Genomic DNA, 23,473 nt, shown 5'->3' with positions numbered 1-23,473 from the left:
CCCTGAGAAGGGCGCCCCCGACGTCGTACAAGCACACGATCTTCTAGTCGGCGTCCTCGCTGTCGATGCCCAGGCCCGGGAGCAGGCCGGGGAGGAGCGGGGGCAGGGTGACGTCCGGTTCGCCGACGGGCGGGATGCCCGTGGACGGGGAGGCGGTGCCGGTGGTGTCCTTGGGCGGGTCCAGGAGGCCGCCCGTGTTGCCGCCGAGGAGGCCGTCGTCCTGGCTGCCCGAGGTGGACGGCTTGGGTTTGCCGCTGCTCTGACTGCTGCTGGACGAGCCGCTTCCGCTGGTGGCGCTGGGTGCCGGCCGGTCCGTACCGGATGAGGCGGTGGAGTCGGAGCCGGCGCCGCGGTGGCGGCCCGTGCCCTCCGGTGCGGGCGGCTGTGGAAGCAGCGAGCGCAGCGGTTCGACCTCATCGTCTATGGCGTCGAACACCGACGAGACCCGGTCACTGACATCGCCGAGCTGCACGGGCAGCCGGTCGCGCAGCGCGCCCCAGGCCTCGCGGTGGGACTGCGAGAAGGCGGACAAGGCCTGGATGGGGCCGAGTGAGCCGTCCCGCTCATACGCTTCATGCAGCAGTCGGTGGCCTTCGGCCGCGTCGTGCTGCATGCCCGACAGGGCGCGGCGGATCTCGCCCAGCGACTCGTGGTCGAGTTGCCCGGAGCGGCCGCGCTCCATCAGCCGACGGGCCTCGCTGAGCCGGGTCGAGGCCTGGTCGAGGTAGAGCTCGCCCCGGTCACTCTCTCCGTGGGCCAGGCCCAGCCTGACGTCCTCCATGCCGCGCTTCAGCCCGTAGAGCGAGTCACCGGGGAGGGCGTCGGAGCTGGCAGCGGCCACGCCGCCGAAGGCTCCCGCGGCCACACCTACGGTGAGCCCGCCCGCGGCGAGCCCCTTCGACAGCCGGGAACGCGGCCGCAACTTCCCGAGCCCGGTCGCCCGGTGCGCGCCCCGGCTCCGGTGGGACCGTTGCTCGGGCACCGAAGGGCCCGAGCCCTGGCCTCCCGCGGCGGTGCCCTCCAGCAGCATGGCCTCCATCGCGGCGACGAGCTGGGCTCGCTGCACGACTTTGACCTCGGGGTCGAGCTCCGGTTTGGGCAGCTCGCCGAGACCGGTGGTCAGGGCCAACAGCAGGCCCTGATCGGTCTGATCCGCAGCAGCCGGGGACGGTGCCGATCCATCCGGCTGCTCGGCCGCCGTGCCCTGGTCGGACTGGTCCTCCAGGGCCAGGGCGAAGGCGTTCGCCCGCCGGTGTGCCGATACGTTCGCGATCACTGGCGGCACCTCCTCTCATCATGACGGTCGACTCCCCAGGGGGTCCTGAGGGTTGCACTCCCTGACCACATCCACACGATCGAGTGATCGGTGGTGGCCGGGGAGTGACCACAGGGAGCCTGTATCCCGCACAACGAGCGTCGCGGCACTTGGGTTACGGACGACGGATGATCGGACCGCTAAGTCAACAGACTTTTACGGAAGGTGAGTTGAGCGTCGCTGAGCGTGTGGGACCACTATGGCGTTTGTACGGGTGTACGGGGCTCAGCGGGCGTCGTCCGGAAGGAGCCGGGCCAGGGTGCGCACCGCCCGGTACTGGAGGGTCTTGATCGCGCCCTCGTTCTTGCCCATCACACGGGCTGTCTCGGCGACCGAGAGCCCCTGAAGGAAGCGCAGGGTGACGCACTCCTGCTGCTGGGGATTGAGTCGTCGTACGGCTTCGAGCAGTGCCGTGTTCGACAACGACTCCAGGACGGCGTCCTCGGGGCTGCGCTCGACCTCGTTCGCGTCGAGCATCTCGCCGGTGGTCACTTCCAGCCGGAACCGGCTGGACTTGAAGTGGTCGGCGACCAGGTTGCGGGCGATGGTCACCAGCCAGGCGCCGAAGTCGCGGCCCTGCCAGGTGAAGGTTCCGATGCGGCGCAGGGCGCGCAGGAACGTCTCGCTGGTGAGGTCTTCCGCTGTCGCCTTTCCGCCGACGCGGTAGTAGATGTAGCGGTACACGGTGTCGCTGTACTGGTCGTAGAGACGGCCGAACGCATCGGCCTCGCCCGCTTGGGCGCGCTCTACGAGTTCCATCATCCGGGCGCTGTCACTGTCTGCGGCCGGGCGGCGTGCGGTGGTGGCCGAGCTCGAGCGGCCCCGTCTGCCGACCGCCGCGCTTCCGTCGGCCAGGGCGTAACAAGGGCCGACGGGCGCGGGGCCGGCGAAGGCGGGGACGGCGTACGCGGTGGGGACGAAGCCGCGCAAGCGGTCCAGGACCGTTGCGCGCAGCGTAGCCAGGCCCGAGGCGTCAACCCCGACGTGTGAGTACACGGGACTCCCAGAGGCAGAGCTTCCATCACGTTCAGTGCGGAACCTTTCACCCGTCGTAGCGAAAGAAGGGTGGCGGTTTGCGTCTGAGGAGAATAACGCTTCGTACAGGCGGCGCTACACCGAGTTGCACAAATCACCGGTTGCGTCGCTTCTGTTGCTTGTTGACGCCGATTCAAGTGCCGGACAGTGACCGTTTGTTGATCGTTTTGGTCCGTGTTCCGTTTGAGTGGGGGGCGTGTTGTGGTCGACTGCCGTTAACGGGACTGGCGGGGGCGTTGTGGGGGTAGGAGTGTGGGATTGCCGGATTTTGGGTGTGTCATGAGCATCCGGAAGTGGGTGCGCTGGGGCGTGGGGTGTTTCGCCCCCTCCGCCCCTGCCCGTCCCTTGTTCCTGGGGGCTGCCGCCCCAGACCCCGGCTTTCGGCTTGGACGGCCTCGTCCTCAAGCGCCGGACGGGCTGAAAACGCCGCCCTCGCGGGTGGGCGGGGGTTCGGGTAGCGCCCCTGGTCCTGCGAGGGGGCGATTAGCGGCGACGGCGGTGTAGGGCGATTGCTGCTGCTGTGCCGCCTGCTACTGCGCCTACGCCTGCTGCGGCGGGGATGCCTACCTTGGCGGCCTTGCGGGCAGTTCGGTAGTCGCGGAGGCGCCATTCCAGTTTGCGGGCGTGCTTGCGGAGCTTGGTGTCGGGGTTGATGGCGTAGGGGTGGCCGACCAGGGAGAGCATGGGGATGTCGTTGTGGGAGTCGCTGTAGGCGGCGCAGCGGGAGAGGTCCAGGCCCTCCGCGGCGGCCAGGGCGCGTACCGCCTCCGCCTTCGCGGGGCCGTGCAGCGGTTCGCCGACCAGCTTGCCCGTGTAGATGCCGTCCACCGACTCGGCGACCGTGCCCAGCGCGCCGGTCAGGCCGAGACGGCGGGCGATCACCGTGGCGATCTCGACGGGGGCGGCCGTGACCAGCCACACCTTCTGGCCGGCGTCGAGGTGTGCCTCGGCCAGCGCGCGCGTACCCGGCCAGATCCGCTCGGCCATGTACTCGTCGTAGATCTCCTCGCCGATGGACATCAGCTCGGCGACGCGGTGGCCCTTGACGATCGACAGCGCCGAGTCGCGGGCCTCCTGCATGTGCTCCGGGTCCTCGACGCCGGCCAGCCGGAACCACGCCTGCTTCCAGGCGAACCGGGCCAGGTCGCGCGTCTCGAAGAACTTCCGCTTGTGCAGCCCGCGGCCGAAGTGGAAGAGCGCGGCGCCCTGCATCACGGTGTTGTCGAGGTCGAAGAACGCGGCTGCCTTGTCGTCGCCGAGCACCGGGAACGCCGGTTCGTCGGCGGGGAGGACCGGCGCGGCTTCGTGCGCGAACTCCTCCAGCTCCTGGGAGGTTTTGCGCGCTGCCTCAGCCGAGGCCTCGCCTGCCAACACGCTCCGCGCGGTGGCGGAGCGCCTACGGGGAGTGAGCCATCCGAGAGCGGCCATGTCGTGAGCATAGCCAGTTTGTTCGGTGGTTCCGGAGTCGCCAGGATTCGAGGCTGTGAACTCTCCGCGACCGAGCCGTTAAAGAAACGGTCCCGGCGGTGTGTCGGCGCGGGAGAATGGCCGTATGAGTTTCATGTTCCGGCGCGGTGGGCGTCGTACGGAGACGGTGCGGGAGGCGGAGACGGTGGCGACCGGCACTGCTGGGCAAGGGCGGGTGGTCACTCTGATCCGGAAGCCCGGGTGTCATCTGTGTGATGACGCACAGGAAGTGGTCGCGAGGGTCTGCGGTGAGCTCGGGGTGGTCTGGGAGCAGAAGGACATCAGTACGGACGAGGAGTTGTACCGCGTGTACTGGGAGCAGATCCCGGTTGTGCTGGTCGACGGCGCGCAGCACACGTTCTGGCGGGTGAACGAGGAGCGCCTTCGCAAAGCCCTCACATAGTGGAGGAGGGCAGGCGTGACCGCATCGTGGCCTGACTGGGTAGTCCAACTGGTCCGGAAAGTCGCCTAGGATCGACGGCGATTGGTCTCGGGGGCGGGATGCGTTGAGGAGAGTGTGCGGTTTTGCCCCCTTCAGGCGAGGATCGAAAGTGCCTGCGCGCGGGTTTCATACCTGTGCGTCGGGCGTGCGTGACCCCGGTCACGTTGGCCGGGCAAATCGGACACCATCTTTGTGCACGCGTTCACAAAGACATAGCCTGCATTGGACGGGGCGGTCTAGGTACGTGTGACCGCCTGCAGCCCCGCGCTACCCGCAGGAGCACCGTGGCAACTGGCCGAACTCACCGACCGGCGACCCGCAGCCGAGGGATTCCCGAGGCCACCGTCGCCAGGCTTCCGCTGTACCTCCGAGCCCTCACCGCGCTGTCGGAGCGCTCGGTACCCACGGTCTCCTCCGAGGAGCTCGCCGCCGCCGCGGGGGTCAACTCCGCGAAGCTGCGCAAGGACTTCTCCTACCTCGGCTCCTACGGGACGCGTGGTGTGGGCTACGACGTCGAGTATCTCGTGTACCAGATCTCCCGTGAGCTGGGCCTGACCCAGGACTGGCCGGTCGTGATCGTCGGTATCGGTAACCTCGGCGCCGCGCTGGCCAACTACGGTGGATTCGCCTCCCGTGGGTTCCGGGTCGCCGCGCTGATCGACGCCGATCCCGAGATGTCGGGCAAGCAGGTCGCCGGGATCGCCGTGCAGCACAGCGACGGCCTGGAGAAGATCATCGATGAGAACGGCGTCTCCATCGGGGTCATCACCACCCCGCCGGGCGTCGCCCAGGCGGTCTGCGACCGGCTCGTCGCGGCCGGGGTCACCTCCATCCTCAACTTCGCGCCGACCGTCCTGGCCGTCCCGGACGGTGTCGACGTACGCAAGGTCGATCTCTCCATCGAGCTGCAGATCCTCGCCTTCCACGAGCAGCGCAAGGCCGGCGAGGAGGCCGAGGCGCAGGCCGCCGCCCTGCGCCCGGCCGCCCCGGAGAGCTCCGGCAAAGGGCCTGACGGGGATGTCCCCGCCGTGATGCCGGCATGAGTCTCCTCGTCGTGGGGCTGAGCCACCGCAGTGCTCCGGTCAGTGTCCTGGAGCGGGCCACGCTGTCCGCGGACGCGCAGATCAAGCTGTTGCAGGACACCATCGCCGCCGAGCCGGCCACCGAGGCCGCGGTGCTCGCGACCTGCAACCGGATCGAGCTGTACGCCGACGTGGACAAGTTCCACGCGGGCGTCGCCGAGCTGTCCACGCTCCTTGCCCAGCACAGCGGGGTCGGCCTGGACGAACTCACTCCTTACTTGTACGTGCACTACGAGGACCGGGCCGTCCACCATCTGTTCTCGGTGGCCTGCGGCCTCGACTCGATGGTCGTGGGCGAGGGCCAGATCCTCGGCCAGATCAAGGACGCCCTCGCCACCGGGCAGGAACTGCACACCGCGGGCCGGCTGCTGAACGACCTGTTCCAGCAGGCCCTGCGGGTCGGCAAGCGCGCCCACTCCGAGACCGGCATCGACCGCGCGGGCCAGTCCCTGGTCACCTTCGGCCTGGAGCAACTGGCGTCGGGCGTCCCGGTCGACGCCTGGCTCAGGGGCAAGCGGGCGCTGGTCCTCGGTGCCGGTTCCATGTCCTCGCTGGCCGCCGCGACGCTGGCGCGTGCCGGGGTCGCCGAGGTCGTCGTCGCCAACCGCACGCCGGACCGCGCCGAGCGCCTCGCCCAGATCTTGATCGAGAACGACGAAACGGACGTACGGGCCCGCGCGGTACCGATGAACTCGGTGCCGTTCGAGCTGACACGCGCCGATATCGCCGTTTCCTGTACGGGGGCGACGGGGCTCGTCCTGTCGGCCGAGTCCGTCGCCGCCGCGATCGAGGGGCGTACGACGGAGCCCGTGGTCCCCGGTGCGGATCCCGGCTCGCGCCGTTCGGTGCCGGGCGACTCCGTTCGTACGACCGCCTCGGGCGCCGTGCGGGATGCCCTTCCGCCCACGAGTGTCGGCACCGACGAAGGCTGCCCGCTCGACCTGTCCGCCGTGCAGACCACCGCCGGATTCTCCGTGCTGGGCGAGGCTGCCGTCGCCGGGATGGGCGCGGCGGAGCTGGAACAGCATGCGGCCTGGGTGGACAAGGGCGACGTGGCGGGCCGGGCGCAGCGCACGGTGGTCACCGGCTCCGGTGCCGCGCAGGACAGCGCCGCCGGGTTCGCCGCCGTGTTCGACCCGGAAGGTGACGCCGACGCCATCGCCGCGCTGGCCGCGGCATCCGCCACTGTCGGCCGGGTGCCGGAGCGCCGCAGGCCCGAGCCCGTCGCCGAGATCCCCCGGCCCGCTCCCGTACTCGCGCTCCTCGACCTCGCGATGCCCCGTGACATCGACGCGGCCGTGCACCGGCTGCTCGGGGTGCGGCTCGTCGACATCGAGTCCCTCGCCGACGCGTCCGTCGACGCTCCGATGGCCGCCGACGTGGACCAGGTGAAACGGATCGTCTCCGACGAGGTGGCCGCCTTCGGTGCCGCCCTGCGGGCCGCGCACATCACTCCCACCGTCGTGGCGCTGCGGACCATGGCCGCCGATGTCGTCGCAGGCGAGATCGCGCGACTGGACGGTCGGCTGCCCGGCCTCGACGAGAAGCAGCGCGGGGAGATCACCCAGACCGTACGGCGCGTGGTGGACAAGCTGCTGCACGCGCCGACCGTACGGGTCAAGCAGCTGGCCGCGGAGCCCGGCGGTGCCGGGTACGCGGACGCGTTGCGGACCCTGTTCGACCTGGACCCCGAGACGGTCGCCTCCGTCTCGCGGGCCGAGGAGAGCGACAGCAGCGAAAACGCCCAGCACGTAGAGAACACAGAGAACGCCGAGAACCGAGGGCGAGCATGAATAAGCAGGCTTTGAGGCTGGGGACCAGGCGGAGCAAACTCGCCCTGGCTCAGTCCGGGCAGGTGGCGGACGCCGTGAGTCAGGTGACCGGACGGCCGGTCGAGCTCGTGGAGATCACGACGTACGGCGACACCTCCCGCGAGAACCTCGCGCAGATCGGCGGCACGGGGGTGTTCGTGACCGCGCTGCGCGACGCGCTGCTCGCCAAAGACGTCGACTTCGCCGTGCACTCCCTCAAGGATCTGCCGACCGGACAGCCCGACGACCTGGCGCTGGCCGCCGTACCGCTGCGTGAGGACCCGCGTGACGTGCTTGTCGCCCGCGACGGGCTCACCTTCGCGCAGCTGGGGGACGGGGCGCGGATCGGCACCGGTTCGTCGCGCCGGATGGCCCAGTTGAACGCGTACGCGCGTAGTCACGGGATGACGATCGAGACGGTCGCGATCCGGGGGAACGTCGACACCCGGATCGGATATGTGCGCAAGGGTGAGCTGGACGCTGTCGTGCTCGCCGCCGCCGGACTCAGTCGCCTCGGCCGGATCGAGGAAGTGACGGACTTCCTGTCCGTCGACACGGTTTTGCCCGCCCCCGGCCAGGGGGCCCTGGCGATCGAGTGTGCCGCGGACAACGCGGACCTCGTCGCAGCGCTCGGCGAACTCGACGACCCGCTCAGCCGGGCCGCCGTGACCGCCGAGCGGTCCCTGCTCGCCGCCCTGGAGGCCGGCTGCAGCGCACCTGTGGGTGCGTTCGCCGACCTGTTGGCCGACGGGCAGATTGTCAAGGAAATGCGCCTGCGTGGCGTCGTCGGCACGACCGACGGCTCGACGCTGGTGCAGTTGTCCACCACCGGTCCCGTGCCCGAGACGTACGACCAAGCAATGGCGCTCGGCCGTGAACTCGCTGCCGAGATGCTTGCCAAGGGCGCGGCCGGTCTGATGGGGGAGCGAGCACAGTGAGCCCCACCAACCTTCCCGCCGGTCCGGAACACGGGCACGTCACCTTCCTTGGTGCCGGGCCCGGGGATCCGGGACTACTGACACTGCGCGCCGTCGAGGCGCTGGCGAACGCGGATGTTCTTGTCGCCGAGCACGAGGTGCTCGACGTCGTCCGCGCACACGCCAGACCGGGCGTCGCCGTACTGAATACGGATACCGAAACTGGTACAGGTACCCATGCGTCGCCCGTGGCCACGCCTTCTTCCGTGAGTGCGTACTCGGGTACAGGCACGCCTCAGCTAACGGTTGTTGACGGTTCGTCAACAACCGTTGGTGACCCCCTGTTGAGGGACGCTGCCAATCTTGTCATGACGGCCGCACGGGGCGGCAAGCGGGTCGTGCGTGCGGTGTCCGGAGACCCCGGACTAGATACGTACGCCGCGGAGGAAATGCTCGCCTGCGTCGCCGCGGGTATTCCGTTCGAGGTCGTGCCCGGTATCGCGGCCGCCGTCGGTGTGCCCGCTTACGCGGGTGTGCCGCTGCGGGACGCACAGGGTGCGGATGTGCGGTTCGTCGACGCGCGGACGGCTTCCGACCGGTGCTGGACCGAGGTCGGGGCGTCCGACGGGACGGTCGTCGTCTCCTCGACGCTCGACTCGATCGGTGCGGCGGCGGGCGAACTGGTGGCCGCGGGCCGCAAGCCCGATACGCCGATGACCGTCACGATCGCCGGTACGACGACCCGTCAGCGGACCTGGGCCGCCACCCTCGGCACCATCGCGCTGACGCTGAAGCAGGCGAAGGTGCTGCCCTCTCCGGAGGGCCACCGTCCGGTGATAGCCGTGGTCGGTGAGCGTTCCGCCACCGCCCAGCGCGACCAGTTGTCGTGGTTCGAGTCCAAGCCGCTGTTCGGCTGGAAGGTCCTCGTGCCGCGCACGAAGGAGCAGGCGGTGTCGCTCTCCGACCAGCTGCGGTCGTACGGGGCCGTGCCGCACGAGGTGCCGACGATCGCCGTCGAGCCGCCGCGGACGCCCCAGCAGATGGAGCGGGCGGTCAAGGGCCTGGTCACCGGCCGCTACGAGTGGATCGCCTTCACCTCGGTGAACGCGGTGAAGGCGGTTCGGGAGAAGTTCGAGGAGTACGGGCTCGACGCGCGCGCCTTCGCCGGCATCAAGGTGGCGGCGGTGGGCGAGCAGACGGCCAAGGCGCTGGTCTCCTTCGGTGTGAAGCCGGATCTGGTGCCGAGCGGTGAGCAGTCCGCCGCCGGGTTGCTGGAGGACTGGCCGCCGTACGACCCGGTGTTCGACCCGATCGACCGGGTGTTCCTGCCGCGGGCCGACATCGCCACCGAGACGCTGGTGGCCGGCCTGATCGAGCTGGGCTGGGAGGTCGACGACGTCACGGCCTACCGGACTGTGCGGGCGTCACCGCCGCCGGTCGAGACGCGCGAGGCGATCAAGGGCGGCGGCTTCGACGCGGTGCTCTTCACGTCGTCCTCCACCGTGCGGAACCTGGTCGGTATCGCGGGCAAGCCGCACAACGTGACGGTGATCGCCTGTATCGGGCCCGCCACCGCGAAGACGGCCGAGGAGCACGGCCTCCGGGTCGATGTGATGGCTCCGGAGCCGTCCGCGCTCAAGCTGGCCGAGGCGCTTGCGGACTTCGGGCTGCGGCGTCGCGCGGCGGCCACGGAGGCGGGGGACCCCGTCACCCGGCCGAGCGAGCGGCGGCCGGGGTCACGGCGGCGACGTACGACGTAGGTGTTTGTGTACTTGGGGACGCCCGTAGTCGCTCATGCGGCTGTGGGCGTCACCGCGTGGCCGAAGCGCAGCAGGTTCGCCGGGTCGTAGGTGGCCTTGTCGGCGCGGAGGCGGGCGTAGACCTCGGGGGTCCAGGCGCGGGCACGGTCGGTCTCGTCGCCCGGGGTGCCGTGGATGTTGACCATGGTCCTGCCTGTGCCGTACGGCGCCATCGCGGCGTTCAGCGCGATCGTGGCCGTCTCGACCGCCGCGGCGGCCTCCGGTCCCGCCGGCACACCGATCGTCTCCAGCAGGTACCCCGCGTCGCGGGCGCAGACCGCGTCCTCGACGGCGGCGGTGCGGGCCAGTTCGCCGCCCATGTGCCGCAACTCGACGAGCAGAAGCGGGTAGTCGGCGGGGGCCGCCGGGCCCGCCTGGTCCAGGAAGGTCCGTACGGCCTCGGGGGTCAGGTCGCGCAGCAGGGCGCACGACTCCCTCGCGGGGAGCGGCTCCTTGGGCTCCGCGTAGACCTGGTCCACGGCCGTGTAGTCCATCTCCGCCACCGTGTCGACCACCACCGGCGCCGCCGCGCGGATCGGGGCCAGCAGGCGTTCGCCCTCCGCCGGGTCGCCGGTCCAGATCGCCGCGACCCGGGCCCAGAAGCCGCCGCGCAGGGGTTCGGGGATCTCCGGCAGCGGGGGCAGGCGCAGCAGCGAGAACGCCGTGCACATCTGCGGGGGCAGGGTGGGGGTCCAGGCGGTGTAGGCGTTCAGCAGAGCCTCCGCGTGTTCGCCGGGGCAGTAGATTCCGCCACCGAGGACGCGGGAGAGCGGGAGCAGGTCGCAGACCAGTTCCGTCACCACGCCGACGTTGCCCTTGCCGCCGCGCAGGGCCCAGAAGAGCTCGGGTTCGTGGTCGGCGTCCGTCTCGTGGAGCGTTCCGTCGGGCGTGACGACCTGGAAGGAGCGGACGTGGTCGGCCGCGTAGCCGTACGCCCGGCCGAGCACCGGAAGGCCCCCGCCCAGCGTGTAGCCGACGACGCCGACGTCCGTGGACGAGCCGTTCAGGGCGGCGAGTCCGTGCGGTGCTGCTGCCTCCAGGACGTGGCGCCACTTCGTTCCGGCGGCGACCGTCGCGGTGCGCTCGGTCGCGTCGACGCGGACGTCCGTCATACGGGCGGTGTTGATCAACAGGCCGTTCTCGATGGGGAAGTTCGCGCCGTGGCCGGTGGCCTGTACGGCGACGGGGGTGCCGGTGGCGGCCGCCCAGCGCAGCGCGGCCACGATGTCGTCGGTACCGGTCGCGCCGACGACCAGGTCGGGGGTGTGGCGGGCGGCCAGGTTGAAGCCGATGACTTCTTCGGCGTAGTCCGGGTCGGCGGGGCGCAGCACCGGGCCGCGGATGTCGGAGAGGGCGAAGAGATCGGGGGTGGCGTGAGGGTGGTGGGGGGCTGGGGCGGTCATCGCGTCCTCCTTGAGCGCGGGCCGGGTGGGGCGTTCGGGCGGCGCGGGGGAGGGACGGCGGCGGTTCTGTTCGGGCGTCGGCGTCTGTATCGGCGTGCGGCGGGAGAGCGGGCCGTCGGGGTCCTCAGTGCGGGTTGTTGTTGCGGGGTGGTGCTCGGGGCCCTGTTCTCGGGCCCTTTTTCCAGCATGGACCCGTGCCGGGTGGGTCGCATGCGGGGGGCCGGCGGGGCGGACCTCGGGGCGGACCTCGGGTCGGGGCCGGGGGCCGGTACATCCGCCCGTCGCCGCCGGATCAGACGTCGGCTGAGTGGAGACGGCTCCGGTGACGCGAACGTACGCGACGGGCATGTGATGTACCGGCCCCCGGCCCCTTCCGCCGGTGGGCGGCTTTCCGCATCACTCCGGCCAGGGATGCGCTTCCAGCCCATCGGGCGTTTGGGGTCTGGGGGTGGAGCCCTCAGGGGTGGGATGGGTAGGGGTGGGACGGGTAGGGGCGGAGGGGGCGAAGGAAGGCCTGGCTGGTCACCAGCTCTGGGGGCTCGCGGTGGTGCTCCCTGCTCCCGGGGGCGGTGCGAGTGGGTGGCTGTCGGCGCCGACGTCGCGTCGGCAAAGGGGGTGCGGGGGCGGGCGTAGCGTAGGTGTATGACGACGTACGGATCCTTTCCCGGTACGCGGCCGCGGCGTCTGCGGACCACTCCGGTCATGCGGCGCATGGTCGCTGAGACCCGGCTGCATCCCGCTGACTTCATCCTTCCGGCCTTCGTGCGGGAGGGTATTGGCGAGCCTGTGCCGATCGCGGCTATGCCGGGCGTCGTGCAGCACACCCGGGACAGCCTGAAGAAGGCGGCCGCGGACGCGGTGGCCGCGGGGATCTCCGGGATCATGCTCTTCGGGGTGCCCGAGGAGTCGAAGAAGGACGCGGTCGGTACGCCGGGCACCGATCCGGACGGGATCCTCCAGGTCGCGCTCCGTGATGTGCGCGCCGAGGTCGGTGACGAACTGCTCGTGATGTCCGACCTGTGTCTGGACGAGACCACCGACCACGGTCACTGCGGGGTGCTCGACGCCGAGGGCCGGGTCGACAACGACGCCACCCTTGAGCGGTACGCCGAGATGGCGCAGGTGCAGGCCGACGCGGGGGCCCATGTCGTGGGCCCCAGCGGGATGATGGACGGCCAGATCGGCGTCGTCCGTGACGCCCTCGACCAGATCGGCCGGGAGGACGTCGCGATCCTCGCCTACACCGTCAAGTACTCCTCCGCCTTCTACGGCCCCTTCCGGGAGGCCGTGGGCTCCTCGCTCAAGGGCGACCGCAAGACGTACCAGCAGGATCCGGCGAACGCCCGGGAAGCCCTGCGGGAGCTCGCGCTCGACCTCGAAGAGGGCGCCGACATGGTGATGGTGAAGCCGGCGGGACCCTACCTGGACGTCCTCGCGCGGGTCGCGGACGCCGTGGACCTGCCCGTGGCCGCCTACCAGATCTCCGGCGAGTACTCGATGATCGAGGCCGCTGCCGAGAGGGGCTGGATCGACCGGGACAAGGCCATCCTGGAGTCGCTGACGGGGATCAAGCGGGCGGGCGCCCAGAACATCCTGACGTACTGGGCCACCGAGGTCGCGCAGCGGCTGCGCTGAGGCGGGCAGGTGGGTAGGCGGGTAGGCGGTCAGGTCTTCACCGGTTGACGGCGAGGCGGGCGTCGCCGCGCTCGCCGCCATTTCTGGGCCCCAGAAACGCTTCTGGGCCTCAGGAACGCTTCTGGGCCTCAGGAACGCTTCTGGGTCTCAGGAACGCTTCTGGGTCTCAGGAACGGGGTGCCGGAACCGCCGTCAGCATCAGCAGGGAGTCCAGGTGTTTCTCCGGAACGTCGAAGGCCTCGGCCAGGGCCGGCAGGTGCGGGGCGAGCCGGGCGGTCAGTTCGTGGAGGGTCCGGGGTACTGAGCGGATCTGGTCGGGGGTGAGTGCCCGCTCGATCAGGAGCGGCCCGCTGAGCCGCTTCACGTGTCCCAGCAGGAACAGTGCGCAGAGGTCGTCAAGTAGGGCGCGGGTGGGCGGGTCGGTCACCCGGGCGTTGGCCCCGAGGAAGGCGTCGGCGGCCTGTCCGATCGCGTACGTCTCCACCAGGTCCAGGGCGGCGGCGGAGGCGTTGTTCCAGCGGCCGAGTGCGTCGCCGCCGTCGCCGCGGCGGAGGTCGCGGCGGGCGGCCTGGTGCGATTGGCGTTCGGCGGCGGTGATGGCTCGGCGGAGGAAGGTGGGGTCCGTCAGGCTCTCCTGGCCGGTGGCCGCGGCGGGCTCGGCGGCGAGTTCGTGGCCGAAGATCATCTCGGCGCCGGCCTTGCACCAGATGGCGAGGTTGTCGCCCTCGGCGGTGATCGCACCCTCGACGTTCGCCGGGTACTCCGCCAGCCCGTTGACCGGGAACAGCGCGCGGGCGCCGCAGCGTTCGCGGCTCTCGATGGTGATGTCCCGGGCCTGCCAGGTGATCCAGCCCTTGGCCACGGCCACCAGCCGTTCTGTGGCGGCGCGTTCCTCGGGCGGGTGGGTGATCCAGCGGTCCGTGACCGTGCGGTGCAGGAAGGTCATGGCGTAGGCGGTCGCCACGCGATCGAGCAGGCGGGCGTGGTGGCTGCGGTGTGCGGCCAGCGGGACGCGATGCCCGGCGACCGGGCCGGAGATCCGCCGCAGGTGCGCGTAGCGGACGGCGGTCGTCAGTGCCGCCCGGCAGCCTCCGAGCGTGCTCGCGCTCATGCAGAGCTTCCCGACCGTGACGCGGCTGATCGCGTGGAGGAATCGTTTGCGCGGGCTGCCCACGCTGCTGGTGAAGGTGCCGTCCGGCAGCAACTGTCCGTGGGCACCCTGGATCAGGGCGGTGCGGGGCAGACGTACGTGGTCGAAGCTGGTGACGCAGTGGTCCACCGGGCTGCCGATGCGTTCCGGCAGCATGTCGACGGTGACACCCGGCAGAGTGCCCCGGCGGTCGGTCAGCGGGGTGAGGAACAGGAAGACGCCGTGGTCCTGGGGGGCTGCTTGGGGGCGAGTGGCTCCCTGGTCCTGGAGGACTCCTTCGTCCCTGTCCGCAGCTTTGGTTTGGTTGTCGATCAGTAGTCGGGCCGCGACCACCGCGGTCTTGGGGCCGCCCGCCGGGCTGGTGTTGGGCATGTACTTCGCCGCGGCCTCGTGCGGGGTGTGGAGTACGAACTCGTCGCGCTCACGGTCGTAACGGGCCACTGTCTCCAGCGCCGCCGCGTCGTTGCCGTGCCCCCGCTCCGTGCACAGGAAGGTGCCGGTGCGGGCCAGCGAGGCGAACTCCGTCAGGTCACGCGGCGCCGACACGTCGTCGTCCAGCAGGCTGCCGAGGAACAGGTTGTAGTGGATGCCTGCCACCGTCGCCGTCGCGCCGTCCACCACCGCCGCCCACTCGTGCAGTGCCGCCAGCCTGCGCGGGTCGTCCGCCAACTGTTCGGCGGGAAGGGGGAGTTCGTCGTTGAGCGCGCGCAGCCGGTCGTACGCGAGCTGCCACCTCTCCTCCACGTAGGCCGCGGGGCGGTGGCGGAACAGCTCGGCGGAGACGGCCTCGCGCCAGTGTGCGTGGACTTTCGCACCGTCGGGGCCGTCCTCGAAGAGGGCCTCGGTGAGCATGTCGGTCAGTGGCGCTGTGGTGCTGCCGGGGGCGGCGGCAGTGTTGCTGTCGATCATCACGGCCCGTCCAACGATCAAGGGACGCGCGCGGAAACGATCTTCCGGTTGCCGTTGCGTTAAACCGCCGTGACGGCAAGCGTCTCAGCGGGAGACGTGGGCGGTGAAGGCCGACCAGGCCCCCGGCGAGGCGGTGAAAGTGGGGCCGTCCTCCGGGTTCTTGGAGTCGCGGATGTGGATGGCGTGGGGGCAGGCGGCGACCTCTACGCACTGGCCGCCCTCGTCGCTGCTGTAGCTGGACTTGCGCCAGGTGTAGGCGACTTCGAGGCACGCGCCGCCTTCGTCGCTGCTGTAGCTCGACTTGAACCACTCAAGTGCGGTGCTCATTTGTCTCCTAGCAGACGGTCGAGCAGGCCCTTCGACTCCTGCGGAGACAGGGCCTGTGACCGCAGCATCGCATATTTGCGCGCCAGGATGGATACCTCGTCGGGGTCCGAAACCCACTGGCTGCCGCGCTGGCTCTCGGTGTAGGCGAGGTGTTGGTGGTCGGGTGTTTCCAGGAGGGTGAAGGGGCCTGCCAGGCCTGCGTGCGAGGGCGTGTTCATCGCCAGGAACTGGAGCGCCAGGCCCGGGAGTTCGGCGCAGTCGCGCAGGTGGCGGAGCTGGTCGCGGCGGGCCTTCGGGCCGCCGACGCCGAGGTGGAGCACCGGCTCCCACACGATGAAGCTCATCGTCGGCGGACACTTGCGTTGCAGGATCTCCTGTCGGTCCACGCGGGCCGCCGTCTTGGTCTCGATCTCGTCCTCGTCGAACGCCGGGATGCGCTCGCGCAGGACCGCGCGGGCGTACGCCTCGGTCTGGAGCAGGCCGGGTACGACCGCGTTGTCGAACCAGGACAGCGCGATGGCCTCGCGTTCGTGCAGCATGTACTGCTCCGCGAACAGCGGGAACTGGTCGATCTCCGGCATGTTCGTGACCCCTGCCAGCAACAGCCCCTTCGTGTCGAGGAGTTGGTCCAGGGTCTCGGCGAGGTCCGGCAGGAGTGGCCTTCTGCCCTGCTCGATCGACGCGATCGACTCCTCGTCGGCGAGGACAGCTTCACCGAGGGCGCGCTGTGTGTAGCCCGCCGCCTTGCGGGCGGTCTGCATCTGCGCTCCGACCATTCGCATGGCGGAGAGGTTCTTCTTCCGTGGCTGCTTCTTGGCGTTCATGCCGGACTAACTCCCCCACAGGTGCCCGTACCGACCCGTGCGAACCCGTACAAATTCTGAGTACGGTTTCACTCACTGATCCAGCGTAGTAACTTTGCGCGACATTCGTCCCGTGAATGAGACAACCCAACTGCCTTGTCAGCGCGAGCGCTTCTACCGCCGCGACCGCCGATCCGTCCCCGCTGCCAGGCGGTTCACCTGCGAGGCGTTGGCCGATTGGGGGCTGACCCAGGCCGGGTGCGCCGACGACGTGTTGCTGTGCGTGAGTGAGCTCGCCACCAACGCGTTGGTGCACGGGGTGCCGCCCGGTCGGGGGTTCCAGCTGTATCTGCGGTACGAGGGGGGCGTACTGCGGGTGGAGGTGCACGACAGCGGGCCCGGTGCCCCGCGGATCGCGGACGGCGCGGACGGCGCGGACGAGGGCGGGCGGGGGCTGCTGCTCGTCGCCGCGCTCAGCGACAAGTGGGGGGTGGCGGAGCGGGACCCCGGGAAGGTGGTGTGGTGCGAGTGGGGAACGGCGCCCACCGGCGAGGACGGCCGGACAGGTTCTGGGCCCGCCCCTCTGCCCCGGCCTGCCGACCGCGTCCGGATCGCGGAAACCCGCTTGTAGGCGGCACGTACATCCCTAGGCTGCGGCACGAGTCGTCCGTGCAGCCGAAGGAGCCGAGCCATGACCGTCGCCGAGCCCGCGCCCACCCGTGCCCCTGTGCCGCCGCTCGCCGCGCGGGCCCGGTCGATCGGCGGTTCGCCGGTACGGGACATCCTCGCCGTCACCGCGCGCCCCGAGGTGATCAACTTCGCGGGCGGGCTGCCGGCGCCGGAACTCTTCGACGTCGAGGGGATCTCGGCCGCCTACCGGGCGGTCCTCGCCGAAGTGCCCGAACAGGCGCTGCAGTACTCCACGACGGAAGGCGAGCCGGGGCTGCGGGCCGCGCTCGCCGCACGTACCTCGGCACGCGGGCTGGCCACCGGCCCCGACGACCTGCTCGTCACCACGGGTTCCCAGCAGGCCCTTTCGCTGCTCGCCACCGCGTTGCTCGAACCCGGGGACACCGTCCTGGTCGAGAACCCCTGCTATCTGGCGGCACTTCAGGTCTTCGGCTTCGCGGGCGCGCGGGTGGTCGCCGTGCCGGGGGACGGGCACGGTGTCGATCCCGAGGCCCTGGAGGAACTGGTGGCGCGCGAACGCCCCAAGCTCCTCTACACCGTGCCCACCTTCCAGAACCCGACGGGCCGCACGCTGCCGGCCGAGCGGCGGGCCGCCGTCGCCGAGGTCGCCGGCCGGCACGGGCTGTGGATCGTCGAGGACGACCCGTACGGCGAGCTGCGCTTCGAGGGCGCGCGCGTGCCGTGGATCGCGTCGCAGGCGGGAGCGGAGGACCGTACGGTCCTGCTCGGATCCCTCTCCAAGGTCATGGCCCCGGGCCTGCGGCTCGGCTGGCTGCGCGCCCCGGCGGAACTGCGCCGCGCCTGCGCCGTGGCCAAACAGGCCGCCGACCTGCACACCCCGACCCTCAACCAGCTCGCCGCGGCCCGGTATCTGGCGGACAGCGACCTGGACGGGCACGTCACGCGGGTCGCGGCGGTCTACCGCGAACGCCGGGACGCGATGCTCGCGGGCCTCGCCGACGCCCTCCCCGAAGGCTCGGTCTGGGACCGGCCCGAGGGCGGCATGTTCCTCTGGGTCCGGCTTCCGGAGACGTACGACACCACGGAGCTGCTCCCGGCGGTGCTGCGGCAGGAGGTGGCGTACGTCCCCGGTGCGCCGTTCTACGCGGCCGAGCCCGACCGGTCGACGCTGCGGCTGTGCTTCGTGACGCAGACGCCGGAGGAGATCGAGGAGGGGCTGCGGCGGTTGGGGGCGGGGCTGGCCTCTGGCCGGTGAGCGCCGGCCCCCTGCGGCCCGGAGTCACCAGGTGAGGGCGTCGGCCATGGTCGACTGCCAGTACGTGACGGTGATCGTGTCGTCGATCCACACGCCCTTCGCGGGGAGCGACGGGTTGGCCGCGTCGCCCGTGCTGTTGTTCAGGAGGACGGCGAGGGCCTTGGCCGTGTAGCCGTTGGAGCCGCTGCCGTCGCCGCTCGACAGGAGCACGCTCGCGTAGCCCGACTCGCCGGGGGCCAGGGTGACCACGGCCTGCGGCTTGGAGTCCTCGAAGGCCGGCGGGACCGACTGGGCCTCGCTGAAGCGGACGGCCGGGTAGCCGATGAGGTTGCAGTTGCCCGCCCCGGTGTTGGTGACGGTGAGGAGCATGTGGTTCAGGGGGCGGGAGACCTCTGTGGCGGTCGTACGGGTGGTGGTGCTGGTGCAGCGGGTGGAGGTGGGGGCCGGGTCCTTCGAGCCCGTGGAGCCCGTGGAGTCCGGGGACTTTGTGGAGTCCGTCGTGCCGTCGGCGGCCTGGTCGGCTCCCGTGGGCGTTCCCTCGTTCGCCTTGGTCGGCGGTGACGACGGCTTGGCGGACGCGAGGGGTGACTCCGTGGCCGAGGAGATCGCCGAGGCGCCCTCGTCCTTGACACCCTCTCCGTTGTTGCACGCGGCCAGCGTCAGCGTGACGACCGTGATCGCGGCGGCGGCGAGCATACGGGTACGGGAGTTGCGTGCGGACATGGTTGATCCCCCTGTGTGGAGCGGGTGTGGACGCAGGCCGGTCGACCGGGTGCCGGGAGCGGCGTGCTTGGATGACCACAGCTTGTGCGGCGATCCGTCCCAGCCGCCACAGCTGCCGGGGCATCCGGGACGCTGGAACGCTCACAGGGGCTCTGACCTGGGGGAACGATGTTCCCCTGGAACGCGGATCTGGGACGCGGGGAGGTGAGGAACGGTGGCGGGGGACGAGTTCTCGGAGCTGCTGGGGCAGTTGAAGCAGCGGTCCGGGCTCAGTTACGGGGTGCTGGGGAAGCGGCTCCACATGAGTGCGTCGACGCTTCACCGGTACGTCAACGGGGACGCCGTACCGACGGATTACGCACCCGTGGAACGGTTGGCCCGGGTCTGCAAGGCCACCCCCGACGAACTGGTGGAGCTGCATCGGCGCTGGGTGCTGGCCGATGCGCGGCGGGGGGTGAAGGGGGCCGTGGGTGTGGGGTCCGTGGAGGCGAAGGCGGAGGCGGAGGCCGGGGCGTCCGCGGTTGCCGAGCCGGAGGGCGAGCGGGTTGCCGGGGCCGGAGCGGGAGTTGAGGCAGGGTCCGTGTCCGTGTCTGTGTCCGGAGCGGGAGCTGGGCCGGAGGCCGGGGCCGTTCCGGAGGTCGAGCGCTCGCTCGGGTCGGGGGCGCCTGTGGCACCTGTGGCGCGGCGTCGCCGTACCGTCGTCCTTGCCGGTGCCGCCGTGGCCGCCGCCGTGGTGTCGGCCGCGCTCGTGGTGAACCTTGTACCCGGCAGGGGTGATGACGGTCAGGGGCGGAACCAGTCCGTGGGGGTCGCCGCCACGGAGTCCGCCGCCGCTGGTTCCGGTGATTCCGGTGCGTCGCAGGGCTCGAAGGGGAAGCCGGCCTCGCCGTCCGTCTCGGCGGACGGCACCCCCACGGCTTCCACGTCCACTTCCGCGCCGCCGGGCAGTGGGGCCGAGGCGGCTCCGGACGCCGTGGACGAGGACGGCGCCTCCGCGCCCACGGTCGCCACCAACCCGTACAAGTGGGAAGACCAGTGCAGCCAGCACTACCTGGTGAACCAGAAGGCCGAGCAGGTGCCACCGCCGCCGAACGAGCCGGAGGCGCGTGGGTGGGTCACCGCGCTCGGCGGGGTCGCCGCCGGACAGCAGATGCTCGCGCTGACCGTGCAGGGCACCGGGAAGGCCACCGTCGTACTGGAAGCGCTGCATGTCCGCGTGGTGACGAAGAACGCGCCACTCGCCTGGAACGACTTCCAGATGGGCTTCGGCTGCGGCGGCGGCGTGGACACGAAGTCGTTCGTCGTGGACCTGGACGCCGGAAGTCCCACCGTCGAGACCAAGGCGGGGCAGCGCGACTTCCCCTACAAGGTCAGTGAGTCCGACCCCGAGGTCTTCTACATCTTCGCGAACTCCAAGGCCCACGACGTGAGTTGGTACCTGGAGCTGAACTGGTCCAGCGGCACCGACAAGGGCACGGTCCGCGTCGACGACAACGGCAACCCGTTCCGGACGAGCGGGAACGTGGGGCGGCCCGCGTACGCGTATCCGCTGGGCGACTCCGAGTGGTGGAGGAACGAGTACGAGCCCAACATCAAGGGCTGACCCACCGACGTCAACGTGTACGCGGTCGGCCGAGGCTGCGGGCGCCGGCCGGCGTCAGTCCCACCAGAACGACCACACCTTCTGGCCGAGGACTTCGTGTGCGGCGTACTCCCGCAGCGTCTCGTGGTGGCCCTGGGTGATGTTGTCCGGGCAGAACGCGAAGTGTTCGGCGGCGATCGCCTCCGCCTCGGCCGTGGTGGTGGGCGGGGCCGCCACCGACAGGACGAGCTGGTCGAAGGTGAGGGCGACCACGCGGATGCCGAAGCGGTCCTCCCAGGAGCGGAGCACGGCGCACAGGCGGGCCACGTCGCCCTCGTAGTTCACGGGACCCGACCAGCCGATCGCCGCCGGGATGTCCGCGCTGCGGCGGGCCGGGACCAGGGCGAGGCGCGCGTCCTTCAGCCATGAGCCGCTGTCCGCGAGGGAGTCGGCGATCTCGGCGGCACGCGCGTTCGGGTCGGCGTCAGGCGCGGTGGCGGGGGCGAGGCCCGGCCACTGAGAGCCATAGGGTGCGACCGTCTCGTCGTACGTGTGGGGCTCGCCGAAGGCCTCGACGACGGCTTCCTTGCCCGGGTAGTCCTCGTCCGGGTCGGGCACGTCCGCCGCGTACTCCTCCCAGAACTCCGCCAGCACCTCCTCGGCGTCGTGGTCCCCGGGGTACGACACCTCGTCCGGCGCCAACTCCCAGTCGTCCAGCTCCCCTTGGTCGCCGCCGACGTCTATGAGGAGGGGAAGGAGGCCGGACGTCCGCCGGGCGGGCTCCAGTGCCGACCAGGCTCCGGGAGCCGCCGGCCCCTCGGCGTGCCAGAGCAGCGGCTCGTGCCACGGACCCTCGTCAGTCGCGTCGATCAGTCGCCCGGACGGGAGTTCAAGCCCGAGCGCGCGCCCGCTCGGGTCGGCCGCCAGAGTCGGCAGCGGGTTGGGAAGTGTCGCCATGGCCCTGACTTTAGGGGCAGCCACTGACAATGGGCCTGGCGGCCCGGGTGACTTGGGCGACCTGGACGGCGGAGGAAAACCGGGCGGCCCCCGGCACCTGAACAACCGGGGGCCGCACCGGCGAACGCCCTTGGGCGCTCGGAGTGGATCAGAGCCGCTCGGGCGTCCTGATCCCGAGAAGCGCCATGCCCTGCTGGAGCGTGCGGGCCGTGAGGTCCACGAGGAACAGGCGGTTCTCGACGAGCTCCGACGGGTTGTCGTCGCTCAGGACCTGGCACTTGTCGTAGAACGTGGTCAGCAGCGAGGCAAGCTGGTAGAGGTACGACGCCAGTTTGTGCGGCTCATAGCCCGCGGCCACCTCGGCGAGCGTCTCACCGAACCGGTCGAGATGCAGACCCAACTCCCGCTCCGCCGACACCAGTTCCAGCTCCGGGTGCGCGACCGGGCGCGCCTCGCCCGCCTTGCGCAGGATCGACTGGATACGGGCGTACGCGTACTGGAGGTACACCGACGTGTCGCCGTTCAGTGACACCATCTGGTCCAGGTCGAACTTGTAGTCCCGGACGGCGGAGGTGGAGAGGTCCGCGTACTTCACGGCGCCGATACCGACGTACCGGCCGTTCTCCTCGATCTCCTGCTCGCTCAGGCCCACCTTCTCGGCCTTCTCGCGTACGACGGTCGTGGCGCGGTCGATCGCCTCGTCCAGCAGGTCGACCAGCCGGATCGTCTCGCCCTCACGGGTCTTGAACGGCTTGCCGTCCTTGCCGAGGACCGTGCCGAAGGCGAGCTGGTACGCCTTGACGTCGTCGCTCAGCCAACCGGCCCTGCGCGCGGTCTCGAAGACCATCTTGAAGTGCAGGGACTGCCGGGCGTCCACGACGTACACGAGCGCCGACGCCTTCAGATTGAAGACACGGTCCCTGATCGCGGACAGGTCCGTCGCCGCGTAGCCGTACCCGCCGTCCGACTTCTTCACGATCAGCGGGGTCGGGTTGCCGTCCGGGCCCTTGACGTCGTCGAAGAACACACAGAGTGCGCCGTCCGAGCGGACTGCCACGCCCGACTCCTCCAGGAGGCGGCACGTCTCGTCCAGCATGTCGTTGTAGCCGGACTCGCCGATCACGTCCGCGTCGCGGATCTCCATGTCCAGCTTGTCGAAGACCGAGTAGAAGTAGATCTTCGACTCGTCCACGAACCTCTGCCAGGTCGCGAGCGTTTTGGGTTCGCCCGCCTGGAGGTCCACCACCCGGAGCCGCGCCCGCGTCTTGAACTCCTCGTCGGAGTCGAAGAGCTTGCGGGCCGTCTTGTAGAGCCGGTCGAGGTTCGACATGGCTTCTTCGCCGGTGACTTCGGCGTCCTTGTGGTCCAACTCGTGCGGGTGCTCGTCCAGATACTGGATGAGCATGCCGAACTGGGTGCCCCAGTCGCCGATGTGGTGCCTGCGTACGACGGTTTCGCCGACGAACTCCAGGATCTGCACCACCGCGTCACCGATCACCGCGGAGCGCAGGTGGCCTACGTGCATCTCCTTCGCCACGTTCGGCTGCGCGTAGTCGATCACCGTCGTGCCCGGGTGCTCGATGAACGGCACGCCGAGGCGCTCGCCGTCCGCGTACCGCTCCGCGAGGTTCTCGGTGATCGCCCTGTCGGTGATCGTGATGTTCAGGAAGCCGGGTCCGGAGACCTCGATGTCCTTGATCACGTCACCTGTCGTGATCCGCTCCACGACCTGCGTCGCAAGCTCCCGCGGGTTCGCCTTCGCCTTCTTCGCGAGCGCCAGGATTCCGTTGGCCTGGAAGTCCGCCCGCTCGCTTCGGCGCAGCAGCGGGTCCGCGGAACCGGCCTCCGGCAGGGCTGCCGAGAGGGCGTTCGCGAGGCGCTGATGGACGGAAGCGGTGAGGGACGTGACCGAGGCCATGTGAGTGGGTGCCGTTCTCCTCGAGGAATCAGATAGACCCATCCAGTATTCCATGGGGGGACAAGCGGATTTCTCGGGTGCGGGGGGGTGTGAGGGTGCCCACCCTGGGGGTGGAGGTGGGGTTGATTCGCCCCCTCCGCCCCTACCCGTCCCTTGCTCCTGGGGGCTGCCGCCCCCAGACCCCCGCTGTCGCGCTGAACGCGCTCGTCCTCAAACGCCGGACGGGCTGAAACCGCCGCCACGGTGGGTGGGTGGGGGATTGGGATGGTGCCGTTTGGTTCTCGAACGCCGG

Annotated in this window: 19 protein-coding genes and 1 pseudogene; 10 read left to right on the top strand and 10 right to left on the bottom strand. The window is 70.5% G+C overall.

Going from position 1 to position 23,473, the window contains the following annotated elements:
- Positions 1 to 43: 43 nt before the first annotated feature.
- Positions 44 to 1,276 (bottom strand): DUF5667 domain-containing protein, encoded by a 1,233-nt coding sequence (locus ACFWP7_RS02650; protein ID WP_384374806.1) that lies wholly within the window; start codon positions 1,274 to 1,276, stop codon positions 44 to 46.
- A gap of 264 nt (positions 1,277 to 1,540) precedes the next feature.
- Positions 1,541 to 2,311, bottom strand: a complete 771-nt coding sequence (locus ACFWP7_RS02645; RefSeq protein ID WP_384374803.1) for an ECF subfamily RNA polymerase sigma factor, BldN family — start codon at positions 2,309 to 2,311, stop codon at positions 1,541 to 1,543.
- Positions 2,312 to 2,633: 322 nt separating this feature from the next.
- Here ACFWP7_RS02645 and ACFWP7_RS02640 point away from each other — a divergent pair.
- Positions 2,634 to 2,812 (top strand): annotated as a pseudogene (locus ACFWP7_RS02640) (cobyrinic acid a,c-diamide synthase); the annotation flags it as partial.
- Between the two features lie 21 nt (positions 2,813 to 2,833).
- Here the strand turns inward: ACFWP7_RS02640 and ACFWP7_RS02635 are convergent.
- Complete coding sequence (locus tag ACFWP7_RS02635) at positions 2,834 to 3,778, bottom strand: HAD family hydrolase (RefSeq protein ID WP_384374800.1); 945 nt, start codon at positions 3,776 to 3,778, stop codon at positions 2,834 to 2,836.
- A gap of 124 nt (positions 3,779 to 3,902) precedes the next feature.
- On the opposite strand from ACFWP7_RS02635, the gene ACFWP7_RS02630 reads away from it, so the two are divergent.
- The 5 genes from ACFWP7_RS02630 (at position 3,903) to ACFWP7_RS02610 (ending at position 9,829) form a co-directional block, all read left to right on the top strand.
- A complete protein-coding gene (locus tag ACFWP7_RS02630) occupies positions 3,903 to 4,220 on the top strand; it encodes a glutaredoxin family protein (RefSeq protein WP_384374797.1) in 318 nt (105 codons plus the stop codon).
- A gap of 323 nt (positions 4,221 to 4,543) precedes the next feature.
- Positions 4,544 to 5,302, top strand: a complete 759-nt coding sequence (locus ACFWP7_RS02625) for a redox-sensing transcriptional repressor Rex (protein WP_384374794.1) — start codon at positions 4,544 to 4,546, stop codon at positions 5,300 to 5,302.
- Positions 5,299 to 7,134, top strand: coding sequence for a glutamyl-tRNA reductase (locus tag ACFWP7_RS02620; protein ID WP_384374791.1), 1,836 nt, complete (start codon positions 5,299 to 5,301; stop codon positions 7,132 to 7,134). The genes ACFWP7_RS02625 and ACFWP7_RS02620 overlap by 4 nt, the downstream gene beginning before the upstream one ends.
- A complete protein-coding gene (gene hemC / locus ACFWP7_RS02615; RefSeq protein ID WP_384374788.1) occupies positions 7,131 to 8,090 on the top strand; it encodes a hydroxymethylbilane synthase in 960 nt (319 codons plus the stop codon). Before ACFWP7_RS02620 ends, hemC begins: the two co-directional genes overlap by 4 nt.
- Complete coding sequence (locus ACFWP7_RS02610; protein WP_384374785.1) at positions 8,087 to 9,829, top strand: uroporphyrinogen-III synthase; 1,743 nt, start codon at positions 8,087 to 8,089, stop codon at positions 9,827 to 9,829. The genes hemC and ACFWP7_RS02610 overlap by 4 nt, the downstream gene beginning before the upstream one ends.
- Before the next feature lie 32 nt (positions 9,830 to 9,861).
- On the opposite strand, the gene ACFWP7_RS02605 is transcribed toward ACFWP7_RS02610, so the two are convergent.
- On the bottom strand, positions 9,862 to 11,271 hold the full coding sequence (locus ACFWP7_RS02605; RefSeq protein WP_384374782.1) for an FAD-binding oxidoreductase: 1,410 nt from the start codon (positions 11,269 to 11,271) through the stop codon (positions 9,862 to 9,864).
- A gap of 642 nt (positions 11,272 to 11,913) precedes the next feature.
- Between ACFWP7_RS02605 and hemB the strand changes: the two genes are divergently transcribed.
- Positions 11,914 to 12,906 carry a porphobilinogen synthase gene (gene hemB / locus ACFWP7_RS02600; protein WP_384374779.1) on the top strand — a complete coding sequence of 331 codons (993 nt, stop codon included), beginning with the start codon at positions 11,914 to 11,916 and terminating at the stop codon, positions 12,904 to 12,906.
- A gap of 166 nt (positions 12,907 to 13,072) precedes the next feature.
- Here the strand turns inward: hemB and ACFWP7_RS02595 are convergent, their stop codons facing one another.
- The 3 genes from ACFWP7_RS02595 to ACFWP7_RS02585 all read right to left on the bottom strand — a co-directional run bounded on the left by ACFWP7_RS02595 (position 13,073) and on the right by ACFWP7_RS02585 (position 16,116).
- A complete protein-coding gene (locus tag ACFWP7_RS02595; protein WP_384374776.1) occupies positions 13,073 to 14,965 on the bottom strand; it encodes an acyl-CoA dehydrogenase in 1,893 nt (630 codons plus the stop codon).
- Positions 14,966 to 15,049: 84 nt separating this feature from the next.
- Complete coding sequence (locus ACFWP7_RS02590; protein WP_384374773.1) at positions 15,050 to 15,292, bottom strand: DUF397 domain-containing protein; 243 nt, start codon at positions 15,290 to 15,292, stop codon at positions 15,050 to 15,052.
- On the bottom strand, positions 15,289 to 16,116 hold the full coding sequence (locus ACFWP7_RS02585; protein WP_384374770.1) for a Scr1 family TA system antitoxin-like transcriptional regulator: 828 nt from the start codon (positions 16,114 to 16,116) through the stop codon (positions 15,289 to 15,291). Before ACFWP7_RS02585 ends, ACFWP7_RS02590 begins: the two co-directional genes overlap by 4 nt.
- 112 nt (positions 16,117 to 16,228) lie before the next feature.
- Between ACFWP7_RS02585 and ACFWP7_RS02580 the strand changes: the two genes are divergently transcribed.
- Together ACFWP7_RS02580 and ACFWP7_RS02575 are read left to right on the top strand one after the other, a co-directional pair.
- Positions 16,229 to 16,726 carry an ATP-binding protein gene (locus ACFWP7_RS02580; RefSeq protein WP_384374767.1) on the top strand — a complete coding sequence of 166 codons (498 nt, stop codon included), beginning with the start codon at positions 16,229 to 16,231 and terminating at the stop codon, positions 16,724 to 16,726.
- Between the two features lie 60 nt (positions 16,727 to 16,786).
- Positions 16,787 to 18,001, top strand: a complete 1,215-nt coding sequence (locus ACFWP7_RS02575) for a PLP-dependent aminotransferase family protein (RefSeq protein ID WP_384374764.1) — start codon at positions 16,787 to 16,789, stop codon at positions 17,999 to 18,001.
- A 24-nt stretch (positions 18,002 to 18,025) separates the two neighbouring features.
- Here ACFWP7_RS02575 and ACFWP7_RS02570 read toward each other — a convergent pair whose 3' ends face one another.
- The gene (locus ACFWP7_RS02570) at positions 18,026 to 18,724 is read right to left on the bottom strand and encodes a DUF4232 domain-containing protein (RefSeq protein ID WP_384374761.1); all 699 of its coding nucleotides are present in this window, start codon (positions 18,722 to 18,724) and stop codon (positions 18,026 to 18,028) included.
- 214 nt (positions 18,725 to 18,938) lie between these two features.
- On the opposite strand from ACFWP7_RS02570, the gene ACFWP7_RS02565 reads away from it, so the two are divergent.
- Positions 18,939 to 20,327, top strand: coding sequence for a helix-turn-helix domain-containing protein (locus tag ACFWP7_RS02565; protein WP_384374758.1), 1,389 nt, complete (start codon positions 18,939 to 18,941; stop codon positions 20,325 to 20,327).
- Between the two features lie 54 nt (positions 20,328 to 20,381).
- Here ACFWP7_RS02565 and ACFWP7_RS02560 read toward each other — a convergent pair whose 3' ends face one another.
- Both ACFWP7_RS02560 and argS read right to left on the bottom strand, forming a co-directional pair.
- Positions 20,382 to 21,263, bottom strand: a complete 882-nt coding sequence (locus tag ACFWP7_RS02560; RefSeq protein WP_384374755.1) for a DUF4253 domain-containing protein — start codon at positions 21,261 to 21,263, stop codon at positions 20,382 to 20,384.
- Positions 21,264 to 21,411: 148 nt separating this feature from the next.
- A complete protein-coding gene (gene argS / locus ACFWP7_RS02555) occupies positions 21,412 to 23,181 on the bottom strand; it encodes an arginine--tRNA ligase (RefSeq protein WP_384374752.1) in 1,770 nt (589 codons plus the stop codon).
- Positions 23,182 to 23,473: the final 292 nt, after the last annotated feature.

Source organism: Streptomyces sp. NPDC058470 (assembly GCF_042721055.1).
Classification (GTDB): domain Bacteria; phylum Actinomycetota; class Actinomycetes; order Streptomycetales; family Streptomycetaceae; genus Streptomyces.
This window is presented reverse-complemented; position numbering and strand designations above follow the sequence as displayed.

Excerpts from the sequence above, each read along its gene's own strand:
- ACFWP7_RS02635 (WP_384374800.1), bottom strand. The coding sequence starts at position 3,778 with ATGGCCGCTCTCGGATGGCTCACTCCCCGTAGGCGCTCCGCCACCGCG.
- ACFWP7_RS02630 (WP_384374797.1), top strand. The coding sequence starts at position 3,903 with ATGAGTTTCATGTTCCGGCGCGGTGGGCGTCGTACGGAGACGGTGCGG.
- ACFWP7_RS02620 (WP_384374791.1), top strand. The coding sequence starts at position 5,299 with ATGAGTCTCCTCGTCGTGGGGCTGAGCCACCGCAGTGCTCCGGTCAGT.
- hemC (WP_384374788.1), top strand. The coding sequence starts at position 7,131 with ATGAATAAGCAGGCTTTGAGGCTGGGGACCAGGCGGAGCAAACTCGCC.
- ACFWP7_RS02605 (WP_384374782.1), bottom strand. The coding sequence starts at position 11,271 with ATGACCGCCCCAGCCCCCCACCACCCTCACGCCACCCCCGATCTCTTC.
- hemB (WP_384374779.1), top strand. The coding sequence starts at position 11,914 with ATGACGACGTACGGATCCTTTCCCGGTACGCGGCCGCGGCGTCTGCGG.
- ACFWP7_RS02595 (WP_384374776.1), bottom strand. The coding sequence starts at position 14,965 with ATGATCGACAGCAACACTGCCGCCGCCCCCGGCAGCACCACAGCGCCA.
- ACFWP7_RS02590 (WP_384374773.1), bottom strand. The coding sequence starts at position 15,292 with ATGAGCACCGCACTTGAGTGGTTCAAGTCGAGCTACAGCAGCGACGAA.
- ACFWP7_RS02585 (WP_384374770.1), bottom strand. The coding sequence starts at position 16,116 with ATGAACGCCAAGAAGCAGCCACGGAAGAAGAACCTCTCCGCCATGCGA.
- ACFWP7_RS02575 (WP_384374764.1), top strand. The coding sequence starts at position 16,787 with ATGACCGTCGCCGAGCCCGCGCCCACCCGTGCCCCTGTGCCGCCGCTC.
- ACFWP7_RS02570 (WP_384374761.1), bottom strand. The coding sequence starts at position 18,724 with ATGTCCGCACGCAACTCCCGTACCCGTATGCTCGCCGCCGCCGCGATC.
- ACFWP7_RS02560 (WP_384374755.1), bottom strand. The coding sequence starts at position 21,263 with ATGGCGACACTTCCCAACCCGCTGCCGACTCTGGCGGCCGACCCGAGC.
- argS (WP_384374752.1), bottom strand. The coding sequence starts at position 23,181 with ATGGCCTCGGTCACGTCCCTCACCGCTTCCGTCCATCAGCGCCTCGCG.